The 17,105-nt window shown below is 71.5% G+C and carries 17 protein-coding genes; 3 read left to right on the top strand and 14 right to left on the bottom strand.

The genetic code is table 11. The features are described from left to right. The first annotated feature begins 125 nt into the window (after window positions 1-125). Window positions 126-1,055: a DMT family transporter gene (locus VJ693_RS15280; protein WP_414652293.1), complete on the top strand. Its 930-nt coding sequence runs from the start codon at window positions 126-128 to the stop codon at window positions 1,053-1,055. 19 nt (window positions 1,056-1,074) lie between these two features. After that, a complete protein-coding gene (locus tag VJ693_RS15275; protein ID WP_324155451.1) occupies window positions 1,075-1,863 on the top strand; it encodes an SDR family oxidoreductase in 789 nt (262 codons plus the stop codon). On the opposite strand, the gene VJ693_RS15270 is transcribed toward VJ693_RS15275, so the two are convergent. Genes VJ693_RS15270 through VJ693_RS15260 form a run of 3 tightly spaced genes read right to left on the bottom strand, consistent with a single transcriptional unit; the run spans window position 1,860 to window position 3,927 of the window. Further along, on the bottom strand, window positions 1,860-2,465 hold the full coding sequence (locus VJ693_RS15270; protein ID WP_324155450.1) for a DUF924 family protein: 606 nt from the start codon (window positions 2,463-2,465) through the stop codon (window positions 1,860-1,862). The two genes, VJ693_RS15275 and VJ693_RS15270, sit on opposite strands and share 4 nt — an antisense overlap. Further along, window positions 2,462-2,944 (bottom strand): thioredoxin family protein, encoded by a 483-nt coding sequence (locus tag VJ693_RS15265; protein WP_324155448.1) that lies wholly within the window; start codon window positions 2,942-2,944, stop codon window positions 2,462-2,464. Before VJ693_RS15265 ends, VJ693_RS15270 begins: the two co-directional genes overlap by 4 nt. Before the next feature lie 59 nt (window positions 2,945-3,003). Beyond that, a complete protein-coding gene (locus VJ693_RS15260; protein WP_324155447.1) occupies window positions 3,004-3,927 on the bottom strand; it encodes a DMT family transporter in 924 nt (307 codons plus the stop codon). Between the two features lie 75 nt (window positions 3,928-4,002). Between VJ693_RS15260 and VJ693_RS15255 the strand changes: the two genes are divergently transcribed. Further along, window positions 4,003-4,995 (top strand): quinone oxidoreductase, encoded by a 993-nt coding sequence (locus tag VJ693_RS15255; RefSeq protein WP_324155445.1) that lies wholly within the window; start codon window positions 4,003-4,005, stop codon window positions 4,993-4,995. Between the two features lie 7 nt (window positions 4,996-5,002). Here VJ693_RS15255 and VJ693_RS15250 read toward each other — a convergent pair whose 3' ends face one another. From VJ693_RS15250 to VJ693_RS15200, 11 genes are all read right to left on the bottom strand, one after another. Then, the gene (locus VJ693_RS15250; protein WP_324155444.1) at window positions 5,003-5,479 is read right to left on the bottom strand and encodes a DUF2269 domain-containing protein; all 477 of its coding nucleotides are present in this window, start codon (window positions 5,477-5,479) and stop codon (window positions 5,003-5,005) included. Further along, a complete protein-coding gene (locus VJ693_RS15245) occupies window positions 5,476-6,270 on the bottom strand; it encodes a saccharopine dehydrogenase (protein WP_324155442.1) in 795 nt (264 codons plus the stop codon). The genes VJ693_RS15250 and VJ693_RS15245 overlap by 4 nt, the downstream gene beginning before the upstream one ends. Window positions 6,271-6,457: 187 nt before the next feature. Next, window positions 6,458-7,582, bottom strand: a complete 1,125-nt coding sequence (locus VJ693_RS15240) for a porin (RefSeq protein WP_324155441.1) — start codon at window positions 7,580-7,582, stop codon at window positions 6,458-6,460. Between the two features lie 148 nt (window positions 7,583-7,730). Then, window positions 7,731-8,540 (bottom strand): cyclase family protein, encoded by an 810-nt coding sequence (locus VJ693_RS15235; RefSeq protein WP_324155440.1) that lies wholly within the window; start codon window positions 8,538-8,540, stop codon window positions 7,731-7,733. Between the two features lie 14 nt (window positions 8,541-8,554). Next, on the bottom strand, window positions 8,555-9,331 hold the full coding sequence (locus tag VJ693_RS15230) for an ABC transporter permease (protein ID WP_324155438.1): 777 nt from the start codon (window positions 9,329-9,331) through the stop codon (window positions 8,555-8,557). Then, window positions 9,328-10,095 (bottom strand): ABC transporter permease, encoded by a 768-nt coding sequence (locus tag VJ693_RS15225; RefSeq protein ID WP_324155437.1) that lies wholly within the window; start codon window positions 10,093-10,095, stop codon window positions 9,328-9,330. Before VJ693_RS15225 ends, VJ693_RS15230 begins: the two co-directional genes overlap by 4 nt. Further along, complete coding sequence (locus tag VJ693_RS15220) at window positions 10,088-10,924, bottom strand: ABC transporter ATP-binding protein (RefSeq protein ID WP_414652292.1); 837 nt, start codon at window positions 10,922-10,924, stop codon at window positions 10,088-10,090. Before VJ693_RS15220 ends, VJ693_RS15225 begins: the two co-directional genes overlap by 8 nt. A 4-nt stretch (window positions 10,925-10,928) precedes the next feature. Continuing rightward, the gene (locus VJ693_RS15215) at window positions 10,929-11,897 is read right to left on the bottom strand and encodes an ABC transporter substrate-binding protein (RefSeq protein WP_324155436.1); all 969 of its coding nucleotides are present in this window, start codon (window positions 11,895-11,897) and stop codon (window positions 10,929-10,931) included. Window positions 11,898-11,935: 38 nt separating this feature from the next. After that, entirely contained in the window at window positions 11,936-12,586 is a 651-nt protein-coding gene (locus VJ693_RS15210) for a TetR family transcriptional regulator (RefSeq protein ID WP_324155434.1), read from the bottom strand. Between the two features lie 4 nt (window positions 12,587-12,590). After that, window positions 12,591-13,655, bottom strand: coding sequence for a fumarylacetoacetate hydrolase family protein (locus VJ693_RS15205; protein ID WP_324155432.1), 1,065 nt, complete (start codon window positions 13,653-13,655; stop codon window positions 12,591-12,593). A gap of 110 nt (window positions 13,656-13,765) precedes the next feature. Further along, window positions 13,766-17,086, bottom strand: a complete 3,321-nt coding sequence (locus VJ693_RS15200) for an ATP-binding protein (protein ID WP_324155431.1) — start codon at window positions 17,084-17,086, stop codon at window positions 13,766-13,768. Window positions 17,087-17,105: the final 19 nt, after the last annotated feature.

The following is a 17,105-nucleotide window of genomic DNA, read 5'->3' as shown; positions in this document are numbered from 1 at the left end:
TGGCGCGGGCTGGGAGCCGGTACCCGCTCGGGCTCATGCGTCCGCGCCCTTGGCTGCGCCGACGGTTCCCCGCCGCCTGCCGGCCCCCGGCCGCGCGCATCGCCGTCGCAGAATCGACTAACCGCATGACCGGCGCGACCATGCCATCGCGCAGCTTCGGCGCGTCCGTGCACCCGCCGCGCTGGCCCGGGCTGCTGCTCGCGCTGGCCGGCTCGATCGCCTTTTCGGGCAAGGCCATCATCGTGAAGCTGGCCTACCGCCACGGCGTGGATCCGGTCACGCTGATCATGTACCGCATGCTGTTCGCGCTGCCGCTGTTCGTGGTGATGGCGTGGTGGGCCGGGCGCGGCCAGGCGGCGTTGACGCGGCGCGAGCTGCTGGCCCTGCTGGGCCTGGGCTTCTCGGGCTACTACCTCGCGAGCCTGCTCGATTTCATGGGCCTGGCGCTGATCAGCGCGAGCCTGGAGCGGCTGATCCTGTATCTCAACCCGACCATCGTGCTCGGCCTGTCCGTGCTGTTCCTCGGCAAGAAGGTGAACTGGCGGCAGGCGCTCGCGCTCGGCGTCAGCTACGCCGGCGTGGTGCTCGTTTTCGGGCAGGAGCTGAACGTGCAGGGCGAGGGGGCCGCTCTCGGCGCTGCCCTGGTCTTCGGCAGTGCGCTGAGTTATGCGGTCTACCTCGTGATGAGCGGCCAGTGGGTGAAGCGGCTGGGGTCGATGCGGCTGGCCGGCTGGGCCGGCAGCATCGCCTGCCTGTTCTGCATCGCCCACTTCCTCGCCTTCAACCCGCTGTCGGCAGCGCGCGTGGCCGAGCCGGTGCTGTGGCTGTCGCTGCTCAATGCCACGGCGTGCACCGTGGCGCCGGTGTGGATGGTGATGATGGCCATCGAGCGCATCGGCCCGACGCTCGCCTCGCAGGCCGGCATGGTCGGCCCGATGAGCACGATCACGATGGGCGTCGTGTTCCTCGGCGAGCCGTTCACGCCGCTGCTGGTCGCCGGCACGGCGCTGGTGCTGACGGGCGTGTGGCTGCTGGCCAGCGGCAGGGCGGGATGAGCTTGAGCAAGGAGTTGCAATGGACCTCGGGTTGAAGGGCAAGTGGGCGCTCGTCTGCGCGGCGAGCAAGGGGCTGGGCAAGGGCTGCGCGGCGGCGTTGGCCGCCGAGGGCGTCAACGTGGTGATCACCGCGCGCGGGCTCGACGCGCTGCACGAGACGGCGGCCGAGTTGCGCCGGCTCGCGCCAGGCATCGAGGTGCGGCCGGTCGCCGGCGACATCACGACCGAGGAGGGCCGCGTCGCGGCCCTCGAGGCGGCACCGCAGATCGACATCCTCGTCAACAACGCCGGCGGGCCGCCGCCGGGCGACTTCCGCGACTGGGACCGCGACGCGTGGATCGCTGCGCTGGACGCCAACATGCTGACCCCGATCGCGCTGATCAAGGCGACGGTCGACGCGATGGCGCAGCGCGGTTTCGGCCGCGTCGTCAACATCACCTCGGCCGCGGTGAAGGCGCCGATCGACACGCTGGGCCTGTCCAACGGTGCGCGCAGCGGGCTGACCGGTTTCATCGCCGGCCTCGCGCGCCAGCCGCGGCTGGCCGGGCGCAACGTGACGATCAACAACCTGCTGCCGGGGCCCTTCGACACCGACCGCCTGCGAAAGACCATGCAGGCCGCCGCCGAGCGGCAGGGCCGCCCCGCCGAATCGGTGTGGGACCAGCGCCGTCTCGCGGTGCCCGCGCAGCGCTATGGCACGCCGGAGGAATTCGGCGCCGCCTGCGCATTCCTCTGCAGCGCACACGCCGGCTTCATCACCGGCCAGAACTGGCTGCTCGACGGCGGCCTGTACCCCGGAACGTTCTAGAACGACGAGCCGGGTGTCTGCAGGAAGGCCTGCTCCTCGGCCGTGCTCTCACGGCCGAGCACCACGTTGCGATGCGGGAAGCGGCCGAAGCGGCGGATGACCTCGCGGTGGCGCTCGGCGTAGTCGACGAAGCCGTCGTAGGCGCTGCGCTCGGCCGCCCGCGCCTCGGCGCGCAGGCCCTGCATCAGACCGACGCAGCGATCCTGGTCGTACAGGGATTCCGAATGCTCGAGCGGCAGGTAGGCGAACAGGCGCTGGATCGGCAGCAGGGTGTCGAAGGCGCCGGTGGCCAGGCCCTCGCGGCACCAGGCACGGGCCCGGGGGTCGAGCGCGAACGACGCCGGCGTGCCGCGGTGGATGTTGCGCGGGAACTGGTCGGTGAGCAGGATCAGCGCGAGCCGGCCTTCGGGTGTCGCCGCCCAATCGTCGAGCGCGCCGGCGCCTGCGCGCTCGACCCACGGCCCGAAGCGGTCGCGCATCGCCGCGTCGACCATGGGCTGCTTGCTCCACCACAGCCGGGCGCAATCCGGGCTCGTGGCCGCGCTGCGCGGCTCGTCGCCGAACCAGAAGCGCAGGATGCCGGCGGGCGTTTCAGCGTTCACCGGCCGGCTCTCGCGCTCGCGACGACCTGGCGGAAGAAGTCGTAGACGCCGGTCTCGCTCATCTGCCGCGCGTTGGCAAGTTCGCCGCCGCGGGTGGTGTAGAGCAGCTCCTGCTTCGGCGACAGCACCGCGGCCGCCGGGATCCCCTTCTTGATCGCGTTGCCGTAGCGCTCGGCGATGTCGAGGTGGCGATCGAAGTTGCCGACGTCGACCTTGACGACGACGAACTCCTTGCCGATCAGCCCGGCATTGGCCGGGGCCTTCAGCGCGGCGTCGAGCGCACGGCAGTCCTTGCACCAGTTCGCGCCGAAGATGATCAACACCGGGCGGTTGGCCTTGGCCGCGGCATCGAAGGCGTGCTGCACGTCCTGCCGTGCGTCGGCGGTTTCGTCGTAGGGGCCGCTGGCGGCGTGGGCGCCGGCGAACGCGGTCAGCGCCAGCGCGCCGGCGAGCTGGATGAGGTGGCGTCGAAGGTTCATGGAGCGGATTCTGGACTCAGCCGCCGGGGCTCGTGCGTCGTGTGGCGATCCGCTCGCCGTCAGCGCGCCCGGCGCGTCGACCACCAGATGCCGCCGACGATCAGCGCGAAGGCCGCGCCGTGGTACCAGCGCGGCACCTCGCCGAGCAGCGCGGCCGACAGGATGGCCGCGAACACCGGGGTCAGGTTGCCGAAGAACGAGGCCACCGCCGGCCCGACGGTCGACACGCCCAGGCCCCAGCATCGGTAGGCCACGAGCGACGGACCGACGGCCACGTACAGCAGGATGGCCGGCACCCAGGGCGACCAGTGCCAGCGCGCGTCGTCGGCCACCAGCGCCTCGACGCCGGCCGCGGCACCGCTCCAGGTCAGGCCGAAGGCGATCTGCACCAGCAGGAAGCCGGCCCAGTCCCAGTCGGGCCGTTGCTCGTCGCGCATCGAGGCCGGCGGCCGCGCCAGCAGCCAGCTGTACAGCGCCCAGCTGACGACCGCCAGCAGCATGAGCAGGTCGCCGGCGACGAACTTCAGCTCGGCCAGCCGCGCCGGCTCGCCGCGCGCGATCACCAGGGCCACGCCGGCCAGCGACAGCAGCGCACCCGCCAGTTCGCGGCCTGTGGGGCGCACGCCATGCAGGAGCATGCCGAAGGCCAGCATCCAGGCCGGCATGCTGGCGGCAATCAGGGTCACGTTCAGCGGCGTCGAGCTGTGCAGCGCGAGGTACTGCAGCGCGTTGTAGCTGCCCATGCCGAGCAGGCCCAGCAGCGCCAGGTGCGGCCAGCGTTCGGCCAGGGCCGCGCGGTCGGCCAGCGCGCGGCGGCCGAGCGGCCACAGCAGCGCGAAGGCGAGCAGCCAGCGCGTGAAGTTCAGCGCCACCGGCGGCACCGCGCCCACCGCCAGCCGCCCGACCACCGCGTTGCCGGCCCACAGCAGCGGCGGCAGCGTCAGCAGCAGCGCAAGTCGCGGGGTCAGGGCGTGGGGTTTCATCGGCGGGGCGGCGCGGCGATCGGCAAAGGGTGGCACGATACCCGAGACCGTACAAACCGAACGAGGAGCCGCCCGATGACCTTGCCCAGCCGCGCCATCCAGATCAACGCCTACGGCGGACCCGAGCAGATGCAGCTCGTCGACACCCAGGTCGGCGAACCGGGCCCGGGCGAGGTGCGCATCCGCCACGAGGCGATCGGCTTGAATTTCATCGATGTCTACCAGCGCACGGGGGTGTACGCGAACCCGCTGCCGCTGCAGCTGGGCATGGAAGGCGCCGGCATCGTCGAGGCGGTCGGCGAGGGTGTCCTGCACCTCGAGGCCGGCGACCGCGCCGCCTACGCCAGCCAGCCGCCCGGCAGCTACTGCGAGCGCCGCGTGATGCCGGCCAGGTGCGTGGTGCGCCTGCCCGACGCGATCGACTTCGAGACCGGTGCGGCGATGATGCTCAAGGGCCTGACCGCGCAGTACCTGCTGCGCCAGACGCTGCCGCAAGGCGGGCTGCACGCCGGCGACTTCGTGCTGTTCCACGCCGCGGCCGGCGGCGTCGGCCTGATCGCCTGCCAGTGGGCGCGTGCGCTCGGCCTGCAGCTGATCGGCACCGCTGGCAGCGACGAGAAATGCGCGCTGGCGCGTGACCATGGCGCGGCCCACGTCATCAATTACCGGCACGAGGACTTCGTCGCGCGGGTCAAGGAGATCACCGGCGGCAAGGGCGTGAAGGCGGTCTACGACTCGGTCGGCGCCGACACCTTCATGAAGTCGCTCGACTGCCTGGCGCCCTTCGGCCTGCTGGCCAACTTCGGCAGCGCCTCGGGCAAGCCGGCGCCGCTGGACATCGGCGTGCTGGCGGCCAAGGGCTCGCTGTTCGTCAGCCGGCCGACGCTGTTCACCCACATCGCGACGCGCGAGCGCACGCAGGCGATGGCCGACGAGCTGTTCCAGGTGGTCCAGTCCGGCGCGGTGAGGATCCGCATCGACCAGCGCTACCCGCTGGCCGAGGCGGCGCGCGCGCACCGCGAGCTGGAGGCGCGTCAGACCACGGGCAGCAGCGTGCTGCTGCCCTGAGCGGCGCCTACCCCCACAGCGGCGGCTTGGCGACCATCAGGTAGTACACGACCAGCATCGCGGTGAAGGCCGGGTAGCCGAGCCGCTCCCACCAGCGCGCATGGAGCCAGTAGCGTGATGGCAATGCGCAGTTGCCGCGCAGCGCATCACCCGCCATCGCGGCCATGCGCGCCTGCAGCCACAGCACCGGCAGCCAACAGGCACCGGCGACCAGGTAGAGCGCCATCGCCAGTGCCAGCCAGGGCGTGCTGAGCGGCCAGCCGGCCAGATGCGCCAGCCACAGTCCGGTGATCGGCTGCGCGATGACCGCCGGCGTGGTGAACCAGGTGTCCGCCCGCATCACCAGCCGTGCCACCACCGCCTGCGCGGCAATGCTGCCGCTGCGGTTGGCGAAGAACAGATAGAACGCCGAGCCGAAGCCAGTGCCCACCAGCAACACGCTGGACAGCACGTGCAGCCACTTGAGCACGACGTAGCCGGTCATACGGCGTCCGCCTCGTCTTCGATGTCGGTCACCATGCCCCAGCGTTCGAACTCGGGCGCGAAGTCGGCCAGCGGCAGCAGACCGGTGGCGGTGTGCGCGCCGGGTGCGGGGCCGTCCCCGCGGGCGAGGCGGCGTGCCAGCAGGATGGCGGCCATGCACGGGATTTCGGGGCCGTGGTCGTGGTCGGCGGCGACGTGCCAGGCGCGACCGGCAGCACGGCCTGCACCGTCGATGCCGCGCACGCGAACGACCATGCCGCCCAGCGCGCTGCCCAGGGCGTCGAGCATCGGCGCGCTGCGCGTCAGCAGCGGCGCGAGCCGCTCGGGCCGGCGCAGCCAGCCGGCAGCGCGCAGGCCGGCCAGCAGCGCGAAGGCGCGTTGCGCGAGGCCGACCTCGAGCGCCGCGCGGAACATCACGCGCTGCCGCACCCGGTAGCGCGCCGGGAACAGCTCGAGGTCGGGGATGTCGCACAGCGCGCCGCGACGCGGCGCGAGGCGCTTGAAGCGCACCGGCTCGGGCTCGGCCCAGCCGCGCCGGGCCCGCCAGCGCCCACCCTGCCAGACCTCGATCGGTGCGCCGCAGTAGCCCAGCACGGCGGCCAGCGTGGCTTCGCCGCGCGGCGCGGACTGCGCGGGCGCGATGCACAGGTCGATGCTGTCGATGGCCTGCCAGCCGGTACACAGTTGCTCGACCACCGCCGACGACAAGGCCGGCACGGTGCTGGCACCGCTGACGGCCACGCGGCCGGCGGCCGCGACGTCGGCCTGCAGCACGGCAGGGAAGTCGCACACGAAGCGGCGGCCGTCGGCCAGGTCGACGTAATGCGCGCCGGCGGCGGCGCAGGACCTTCACGGCCTTTCCCTCCCCCCGGATATCGTGGCGGCGATGATAGGGGCGCTCGCCGGGTGCCTGGCCGGCGAAAAAAAGGGGTACCTTGCGGCACCCCAATTCGCTCTCCTCAGCGAAATCGGTCGATGTTCAGAACCGGTGCCGCAGGCCCAGCGCGAGCGTGGTGCCGCTGTCGAGATCCGTGACGCGGTCGCCCATCGCGACGGCGTAGACGTCGGTGCGCTTGGACAGGTTGTAGTCGTAGCCGACCGAGATCGTCGTGCGGCTCTGGTCCGTGGCGCCCAGGCCGCTGAAGTTCAGGTCGCGCTCGGTGCGCGCCGCCGAGGCGAGCAGCGCGCCGGCACCGAGCGGTACCGAGACGCCGAGCTGCCAGGTGCGCAGGTCGATGGTCTTGGCGGCAGGTGGCGGGCCGGCGCGGCTGCCGTCGATCTGCGTGTCGGCGACCTGGCCGAACAGCTTGGCGGCACCGACATCCCACGACACGCCGAGCTGCCAGGTCGCGAAGTCGGTGCCGGTGAAGGGCGGCACGGCGCCCGGCAGCGTGGGAATGGCGAGCGGGAAGCTCAGCGTGGCGTGCTCGGTGCGGTCGTAGGTCAGCATCGCCGCCAGCGGCTGGCCGGGCGCCCCGTAGCTCAAGCTCGCCCCCACGCGCCTGCCGGCGGTGCCGCCCTCCGACGGCGCGGCTTGCAGGCCCAGCACGAAGCCCGCGACGTTCGGCGAGGCGTAGGACAGCGAGTTGCTCCAGGCCGAGTCGGTCGCGCCGCTGCCGGTGGTCATCGGCTGCGCGGCGCTGCCGATGTAGGTGTGCAGGAAGGTCGGGTTCAGCCCCGCGGCCGGGCCGAAGGGGTTGAAGCGCATCGTCGCGATGAAGTTCGCCGTCGAGACGCGGCCCAGGCGCAGGCTGCCCCAGTCGCCCGACAGGCCGGCCCAGGCGGCGCGGCTCCAGAAGGCTTCGCCGGGGATGCCGCGCGTGGCCTCGCCGGCGTCCAGGCGGATGAAACTGCTGAGGTCGAAGTTGGCCTTCAGCCCTTGCCCAAGGTCTTCGCTGCCGCGAAAGCCGATGTGCGAGGTTTCCATCAAGCCGCTGTCGACGTTGCGCACGGCCTCTTGGCCGGCGAGCTGGCGCTGCGCGATGGCGAGGTCGAACACACCGTAGACGGTGACGCTGGATTGCGCGGCGGCGGGCAGCGCGGCGAGAAGAGCGAGCGTGGCGGCGCAGCCGGCGCCGGCGCGAAAGAGGTGGGCGGGTTTCATCGATGTCTCCTGGCGTGGTGGTGAAGAAAAGCGCATGCGGCAGCCCGCCCCGGGGCGGGGCCACCATCGCTGGGAGGAGAGAGAAAGTTGTCTCGGGTCGGGGCACGGTGGCCGTGCCCTCGGGTGTTTTGTGGAGGCCCCGTGGGCCTCAGCTCACGGTGGACATCAGCGCGTCGTCGAAGATCGCCACGGCCCGTGTCCAGCCGGCGGAAGCGCCGCGCACCTTGTGCGGGAAGCAGCTGATGAAGAAGCCATCGGGGGGCAACGCCTCGAGGTTGTGCAGCTTCTCGAGGTGGCAGTAGCCGATGTCGCGGCCGGCCTTGTGGCCTTCCCAGATCAGCGAGGCGTCGTGCGACGCGGTGTACTTCTTGGCGGTGTGCACGAAGGGCGCGTCCCAGCTCCAGGCGTCGGTGCCGGTCAGGCGCACGCCGCGTTCGAGCAGGTACATCGTCGCGTCGTAGCCCATGCCGGCTCCGGCCGAGACGTAGTCGGGCTGGCCGTAGCGCGAGCCGGCGCGGGTGTTGACGACGACGATCTCGAGCGGCTTCAGCTCGTGGCCGATGCGCGCGAGCTCCGCCTCGACCTCGTCGGCGCCGACCACGTGGCCGTCGGGCCGGTCGCGGAAATCCAGCTTCACGCCGGGCTGAAAGCACCACTCCAGCGGCACCTCGTGGATGGCGATGGAGGGGCGCTTGTCACCCAGCGCCGCATCCATCGTGCTGTGGAAGTGCCAGGGCGCATCGAGGTGGGTGCCGTTGTGGGTCGACAGCTGCACCAGCTCGACCGCCCAGCCTTCGCCATCGGGCAGGTCCTCGCGCCGCAGGCCGGGAAAGAACGGCGCGATCTGCTCGTAGGTGTGCTCGTGGGTGAAGTAGGTGATCTTCGGCTCCAGCCCGGGCGGGTCGGAGGCGACGTCGTTTTCGAGAAAGATCGACAGGTCGACGAAGCGGCGGGTCATGAATGGGTCCTTCCTCAGGGGTGTTGTTGCCAGCGCAGCAGCCGGCGTTCGGCCAGTGCGAGGCCGGTGTTGCTGACGACGCCGATCGCCCCGAGCAGGATCACGCCGGCAAAAAGCTCGCTCGCGCGAAACGAGCGCGCGGCCAGCAAGATGGCCTGGCCGAGGCCCGACTGCGAGGCGATCATCTCGCCGACGACCGAGATGATCAGCGAGACCGTCATCGCCAGCCGCATGCCGGCCAGGATATCGGGCAGCGCGTGCGGCAGTGCGATGCGCAGCACGAAGGTGATGCGCGAGAGTTGCAGCGCGGCGGCGACTTCATTGAGCCGCGCGTGCACGCCAGCCACGCCGTGCACGGTGGCCAGCAGCACCGGCCACATCGCGCCGAAGGCGACGACGGACAGCACCATGCCGCTGGACAGGCCGAACACCGCGATCGCCGGCGGCACCAGTGCCGAGGCCGGCAACGGTCGCACGAACTCGAGCATCGGTTGCAGCCAGGTGCGTGCCGTGGCCGAGCTGCCGATCCACAGGCCCAGCGCAATGCCCAGCAGCGAGGCCAGCAGCCAGCCGGCCAGCATGCGGCCCAGCGTGGCCAGCGTGAAGCCGGCCAGCGGGCCGCCCGCCAAGCCGTCGACGAGGCTGGCACCGGCCGCCTCGGGCGTGGGCAGGAAGACCCGGCTGATCCAGCCGGCGTGGCTGGCCGACCACCACAGGCCGACGAGCGCGGCGAGCACAGCGCCCGCTTCGGCCGCCCTGGCGATCGCCGTGGCGAATTGCCGGCCGGTCATGGGGCCACCTCGCCCATGCGGTGAGCGAGCGCGCGCTGCAGGCGCAGTGCCAGCGCATTGAGCACGTAGCCCAGCAGCCCGATCCAGCCCAGCCAGGCCAGCATCTGCGCCGGATCCAGGCTCTGCTGCGCCAGCATCAGCGCATAGCCCATGCCGCTCGGGTTGGCCGCGATCTCGACGGTCACCGCCACTACCAGCGCGATCGCCACGCCCAGGCGCAGCGCGACGAACAGGCGCGGCAACACGGCGGGCAGCACGATCTTGTGGGCGCGCGCCAGCGGCGACAGGCCGAGCGCGGCCGACACCTCGAGCAGCCTCGGCTCGACCTGCTGCACCGCGGCGCGGGTGAGCACCAGCATCGGCCAGAAGGTGGCGAAGGCCACCACCGCCAGCTCCATGTTCAGCCCGAAGCCGAACACCAGCATCGCCAGCGGGATCAGCGCCACCGAGGGCACCGGGCGCAACAGCTCGATCGAAAGCGAGCAGCTCGCCGACAGCCGGCGCGACAGGCCCAGCGCAACCCCCAGCACGATGCCCAGCGCGCTGCCTGCCGCCAGGCCCAGCGCGGCGGCGGTGAGCGTGAAGCCGGTGGCCTCGAGCAGCGCGCCGTGGGCCACCAGGCGCACGAAGGCCAGCGCCGCGGCGCTGGGCGGTGCCAGCGCGTCGCTGGCCTGGCCGGCGGTGCGGGCGTAGGCCTCCAGCAGCACCAACAGCGCAGCCGGCACGGCGAGGGCCCGCAGCAGGTGCAGCACGCGCTCAGCCATGGCCGTGGCCCAGGTGCTGGTAGAGCTCGCGCCGCAGGCGCAGGAACTCGGGATGCTCCTTGGTCGCGAGCTGGTCGCGCGGGTGGTCGATCGGCACCTCGATCACGCGCGCCAGGCTGGGCCGATCGGGCCCGGGGTTGGCGCGCAGCGCGATGACGCGGTCGCCGAGGTAGATGGCTTCCTCGAGGTCGTGGGTGACGAACATCACCGTCAGGCCCTGCTCGCGGACCAGCCGGGCGAGCTCGTCCTGCAGGCGCTCGCGGGTCATCGCGTCGAGCGCACCGAAGGGCTCGTCCATCATCAGCAGCTCGGGCTCCTGCGCCAGGCAGCGGGCGATCTGCACGCGCTGCTGCATGCCGCCCGAGAGCTGGGCGGGGAACTTCGTCGCATGGGCCGCGAGCCCGACGGTTGCCAGCACGCGCTCGATGCGCGCCGGGCGCTCGGGTTTCGGCACGCCGGCCGCCTCCAGCGCCAGGCTGATGTTGCCGGCGACCGTGCGCCAGGGCAGCAGCGCGCGGCCGTAGTCCTGGAACACGAAGGCGACCTCGCGCGACGGGCCCGTCACCGGCCGGCCGTGGCGGCGCACCGCGCCGCCGGTGGCCGGCACGAAGCCGGCAGCGGCACGCAGCAGCGTGGTCTTGCCGCAGCCCGACGGGCCGATCACGCAGACGAACTCGCCATGGCCGATGGCGAGGTGGGTGGGCGTGAGGATCTCGCGCCCGCCGAGCCGCACGGCCAGCGCGTCGAATTCGAGCACCGTCTCACGCGGCGGCGCGGCGTTGCGGGGCGTGGTGCGAAGGCTCATCACCGGGGCCATGGCGGCGTTCATCGCATCAGGCCTTGGCGATCAGTTCGGCGTAGTTCGGCTGCGTGCTGGCCAGGCCCTGCTCGCGCAGCAAGGTGCCCCACCACTGCAGCTGCTTGGCCGTCACGATCGGGCCGGGCGGCGAGATCTGCATCTTCGCGACCGCCGGCGCCGGCAGCTTCAGGTACTTGGCCATCAGCTCGCGCACGCGAACGTCGTTCTTCGGCTGCAGCAGGAAGGCGGCGGCCTCGTTGATCGCCTCGCGGAAGCCGCGCACCGCGGCGGCGTTGGCGGCAGCCCAGTCGCGCCGCGCCACATGCAGCACGGTGGGGTAGCCCTCGGGCAGGAAGGTCGTGAAGTACGAGGCGACGTAGCCGCCACCACCGTCGACGATGCGGGTCATGAAGGGCCCGCCGGTGACGACGGCATCGATCGCGCCGCCGCGCAGCATGTCGGCATGCTGCGGGAAGGGCGACTCGACGAAGCTGACGCTGTTCGCATCGATGCCGTTGAGCTTGAGCCACTGGCGGAACGCGACGTGCAGCAAGGCGCCGATGCCGGGCACGCCGATCTTCTTGCCCACGCAGTCCTGCGCACTGCGGATGCCGGCGCCGGCGCGGGCGACGAGGCCCAGCTCGGTGTAGGTCTTGGACAGCACGCCACCACCGCCGACGACCACGTGGTCCAGCCCGCCCAGCACCGCCTGCAGGTAGCCGGTCGGCGTGGGCCCGCCCATCTGCAGCGAGCCGGCCTGGATGGCGGCCGGAATGGTCGAGTTGATCGGGATGAACCTGGGCTCGACCTCCAGCCCGCGCCGGGCGAACAGGCCCTCGTCGGCGGCGATGAAGACGGTTGCGAAGTCGGACACGGCCGAGTAGCCGTAGGTGATCTTCGTCGTCGCGGCGCGGGTGGCGAACGCGGGTGCCGCGAGTGCGCCGGCGATCGCGGTGGCGCGGGCCAGGGCGGCCCGGCGGGTCAGCGGGTTGAGGGTGTCCATGGTCTTGTCTCCTTCGGGGCTCGTGTCGTTCGGTTCGGTCAGGGCAGCACGCCGCGAAAGCCCGCGGCGACGAAACGCATCAAGGCCGCCTGCGCCGCCGGGTCGGCCGCGCGGGCTTCGCCGCGCGACAGGCGCTCGACGCGCACGTCGGTCAGGTAGTGCAGCACCGCGCCGAGCATGAACTGGTAGCACCAGGCCACCTGGGCGCGCGTCGCCTTGGGGAACACCTGCTGCAGCGTGTCGATGAAGGCGTGGGCCATCGGATCGAAGAACTCGCGCTGCGCGCGTTCGGATTCGGGCGTCGGCGAGGCGAGGTCGCGGGCGGCCATCAGCGCGTAGTACTGCCCTTCAGGGTGGCGCGCCAGCTCGACCAGTGGGTTGATCCACGCGGCGAGGATGCGCTCCAGCGTGTCCTTCGCCCGCAGGTCGCCCGCCGCGGCGCGCAAGGCGGCCAGGCGCTGGTCGATCGAGCCCTGCCAGGATTCGAAGATCGCGTGATACAGCTCGTGCTTGGCGCCGAAGTAGTAGCCCACCAGCGCCAGCGGCACGCCGGCCTCGGCGGCGATGTCGCGGATCGACACCGCGTGGAAGCCGCGCAGTCCGAACAGCTTCTCGGCCGCGAGCAGGATGTTCTGCCGGCGGTCGGGGGCTTCGCTTGCGGGTGCGGCTTTCTTTCGGGCAGTGGCCATCGGCTCAGCTCCAGGCAGGCTGCAGCGGTTGAAGGATCGGCGCGGCATGCGCCTCGGCCGGCGCGGCCACGATGCGGTTGCGCAGCACGCCCAGGTGCTCGACCTCCAGCTCGATCACGTCGCCCGGCTTCAGGAAGCGGCCGTGCTCGGCGCCGCAGCCCACGCCCTCGGCGCCCGAGCAGGTGCCCGAGCCGAAGAACTCGCCGGGGTGCAGCGTTTCGGCCTGCGAGACGTAGTGCAGCACGTCGTCGAAGCGGAAGCGCATGTCGCGGCTGTTGCCCAGCGAGACACGCTCGCCGTTGATGCGCGCCTGCATCGCCAGGTCGTAGGGGTCGGGGATCTCGTCGGGCGTGACGAGCAGCGGGCCCATCGCATTGCCGGTGTCGAAATCCTTGCCTTTGGCGGGGCCGAGCCGGCCGCCCATCTCGCGGCCCTGGATGTCGCGCGCCGAGAAATCGTTGAAGACCACATAGCCACCGATGTGCTCGTGGGCCCGCTCGCGCGGGATGTTGCGGCCGCCGCGCGACAGGAAGATGCCGAACTCGAGCTCGTAGTCGAACACCTTCGTGTAGTGCGGGATCTGCACCTCGGCCCCGGGCCCGACGACGGAGAAGCGGTTGCCCTTGTAGTACACCGGCCGCTCGTACCAGGGCCGGCTGCTGCGGTAGGCCAGCGTGCGCGCGCGGCCGAAGCGGCGCTCGACGAGACGATCGAGCTTCTGCCGCCACGGCGGCATGCCGAAGCGGCGCGCGCAGTTGATCACGTGCTGCTCGAAGTTCATGAACTCGCGGATCGACTCGGGCACCGGCACCGGCGCGAGCCAGTCGACCTCGCCGGCCTTCAGCAGCAGGCCATCAGGCCGGTTGGCGAGGGCCCAGTCGATGAGGCGCTGTGCGCGCTCGCGCGCAGCCTCGTCGCCACGCAGGAAAGCCAGCATGTCGATGAAGCAGGCCGCGGGCTGCCCGTTGCGCAGCACGCTGGCCGCTTGCAGCCGCAGCAGCTCGGTGCCGCCGGGCAGCAGCGCGCCGATCTCGGTGGCTTGCGTGTGGCGGTAGGTCAGCAGCTTCATGGTGCGGGCAGGGAATGCGGAGTGGTTTGTACGATCGTTCAAATTGTGTTGTACGACCGTACAAACCGGCGCCCGTGAAAACCCTGAAAGGTGCGCGATGCACCTGACGATCAGGCAGGCTGGCAGGATTCGACCAGCGCCAGGATGGCCTGCGACTGGTAGCCGTCGGCCAAGCGGCGCAGGCGCTCGGCGAAGGCGGTGTAGCGCGGGTCGAGCGATTGCAGGTGCTCGGCGCGGGCACGGATCTCGCGCATGTTGCCGAAGCGCGCCAGGCGCAGCAGGGCCTGCATCTCGTCCTCGGGCAAGCTGACCACCGCGCCGTCGCCGTCGAGCGGGGCCGAGGTCTGCTGCTCGGCGCCGGCGTGGATCCAGCTCAGGCCCAGCAGGCGGCCGATGGCGCGCAGCAGCACCGGCGGGTCGACCGGCTTGGGCAGGAACATGCTGGCACCAGCCGCCATGCAGGCGGCTTCGGCGCCGCCGCGCTCGCTGGCCGTGCTCATGATCACCGGCAGGTCGGCGAAGGCCGGCATCGCGCGCAGCCGGCGCAGCGCGTCCAGCCCACCGAGCACCGGCATCGTCATGTCCATCACGACCAGGTCGGGCTGGAAGCTGACGGCGCGGTCCAGCGCCTCCTGCCCGTTGGCGGCGCAGGCCACCTCGAAGCCGGCCACGCCCAGCGAGTCGCTCATCAGCGCGAGCAGCGGCGCCGCGTCGTCCACCACCAGCACGCGCCGGCGCCGGCCTTCGTAGCCCAGCAGCGGCCCGGCATCGGCGCCGCCGTCGGCCGGTTCGGCGGATATCGGCAGGTCGAGATCGAACCAGAACACGCTGCCCTGGCCGGGTTGGCTGCGCACGCGCAGCTCGCTGCCCATCAGGCGCACGAGCTGGTGGCTGATCGCCAGCCCCAGCCCGGTGCCGCCCGAGCGGCGGCGCGCGTCGCCGACTTGCTCGAAGGGCTGGAACAGTCGGGCCAACTGCTCGGCGCTCATGCCGACACCGCTGTCGCTGACCTCGAAGCGCAGCCTCAGCAGAGGCGGCTCGCCGGTGGCGCCTTCGACGGGCAAGCGCCGCAGGCGCAAGGTGACCAGGCCGGCATCGCTGAACTTGACGGCATTGGCCAGCAGGTTCAGCAGCACCTGGCGCAGCCGCATCTCGTCGGCCCGAACGGCGGCCGGCAGGTCGGGCGGCGCGGAGACGCTGAAGGTCAGCCCCTTCTCGTCGGCCTTGACGCGGATGATGTCGGTCACCACCGCCAGGAAGGGGGCCAGCGGCATGTCGTGCGGCGCGAGCTCGAGCTTGCCGGCATCCACCCGCGCCAGATCCAGCACGTCGTTGATGAGCGCCAGCAGGTGCTGGCCGCTTTGCTGGATGATCGCCACGCTGCGTGCCTGGCGCTCGTCCAGCGGCGCGTGGCTCTGCAGGATCTGGGCGAAGCCGAGGATGGCGTTCAGCGGCGTGCGCAACTCGTGGCTCATCTGCGCGAGGAAGGCGCTGCGGGTGCCGGCCAGGCGGTGGGCTTCCTCGAGCGCGGCCTCGCGTGCCGCCTCGGTGGCCTTCTGCGCGCTGATGTCGCGCGCCACGCCGACGGTGCCCAGCAGCGTGCCGTCGTCGTCGAGCACCGGGGCCTTGAAGCTTTCCATCCAGGTCTCGCGCCCGTTGTCGGGCACGGCGATCTCGGTGATGCGCCGTTCGCGCGAGGCCATCACCTGCGCATCCTCGGCCAGGGATGCCTCGGCCTGCGGTGCCGGCAGCAGCTCGCGGTCGGTCTTGCCGATCATCTCGTCGGCACGGTGCCCGCGCGCTCGGGCATGCGCCTGGTTGGTGACGAGGTAGCGGTTGTCGGTGTCCTTGAACCAGGCCCACAGCGGCAGCATGTCGATCAGGGTGCGCAGGTAGCGCGCCTGCTGGCGCAGCTGGGCCGTGCGCGCTTCGATGCGCAGCTCGAGGCCGGCATTGAGCTCGCGCACCGCATCGCGCGAGCGCGCCAGCTCGGCGTTGACCGAACGCAGCAGTTGGTGCGAGCGGCGCAGGCGCAGCAGGAAGTAGACGATGGTGGTCGTCACCACGACGCTGCCCACCAGCAGCGTCCACAGCCAGCGCTGCTGCAGCTCCCGCTGGCGCAGCTCGGCGGTCTGCTGCTCGTTGCGGTGTGTCAGCTCGTCGATCTGGCGCTGCCGGCTTTCGCTCTCGTAGCGTTGGGTCAATTCCACCATGCGGCGGCTGGCACGCTCGCGGGCCGCCTGGCCGGACAGCTCGCGTGCCTGGTTGGACCAGGCGTAGGCCTGCTTGTAGTCGCCGCGCGCGGCGGCCACCTCGGACAGCCGCAACGCGCCTGCACTGGTGTAGATGGCAAAGCCCAGGCTCTTGGCGATGTCGTAGCCCTGCTCGGCATCGGCCTGCGCCGCCGCGAAATTCTTCAGCGCCTGCTGGATGGCGCTGCGCGTGTTCAGGACGAACCACAGGCCGATGCGGTTCGGGCGGCGATCGTAGATCGCATGGGCCTTTTCCAGTTCGGCCATCGCCTCCCCGAGACGCGATTGCGCGCGCAGCGCCTCGGCCAGGCCGTAGTGCGCGAAGGCCTCGGCGAAGGGCGCGCCGATTTCGCGAAAGATCACCAGGCTGTCGCGCGACAGGCGCTCGCCGACGAGGTAATCCTTCTTGCGCAACGCCTGCGCTGCCATGCCGCTGACCGAGAACCCTTCCATCATGCGCGACTTGGCCGCTCGGGCCTGCACCAGCATGTCCTGGTAGTGCTGCTGCGATTCAGCCTGGCGGAAGCTCTGGTCGTAGGAGATCGCGAGCCCCTGGTGCGCGTAGGCCAGTGCGAGCGGGTTGCCCGATCGGCGCGCGATCTCCATCGCCTGCACGGCAACGGCCACCGACTCCTCGAACTGCTCGAAGCGGCGGTACATCACGGTGGCGCGCAACAGCGCCTCGCTCAGCAGATCGGGCCGGTCCACGTTCTCGAGCGTGGCGACCGCGCGGTTGGTCGACTTGACCAGCTCTTCGAGCTTGCCCAGGTTGATCGAATTCAAGGCCACGTTCAGGTCGGACTCGGCCTGGCCGATCTTGTCGCCGCTGGCGGAAGCGATCTCGAAGGCCTGCTTTGAATGCACTTCCGACTCGATGCTCAGCCCCTGGTAGGTCTCGATGCGCGCCAGCAGGTTCAGCACGCGTGCGCGGTCGGTGGCCGGCGCGTCGGGCGGCAGCGCGGCCTCGAGGCGGCGTGCCTCGGCCATGGCGCGCGGCAGGTCGTTCTCGGCCAGCACGCGCGCCGCGGCGGCGTCACGGCGCCAGGCCGGCAGGTCGATCGCGGCCCGTGCGGGCGCCGCCGCCAGCGCCGCCGCCAGCGCCAGCAACCATGGCGCCAGGCGCTGCGCCAGGCGGCGCAACAGAGCTGGCGGTGTCGGCGGGCAGCGGTCGTCGTACATCGTGGCGGATTGTCCGCCC

Source organism: Ideonella sp., from assembly GCF_035254525.1.
In the GTDB taxonomy this organism is placed as follows: Bacteria; Pseudomonadota; Gammaproteobacteria; order Burkholderiales; family Burkholderiaceae_C; genus Ideonella.
This window is presented reverse-complemented; position numbering and strand designations above follow the sequence as displayed.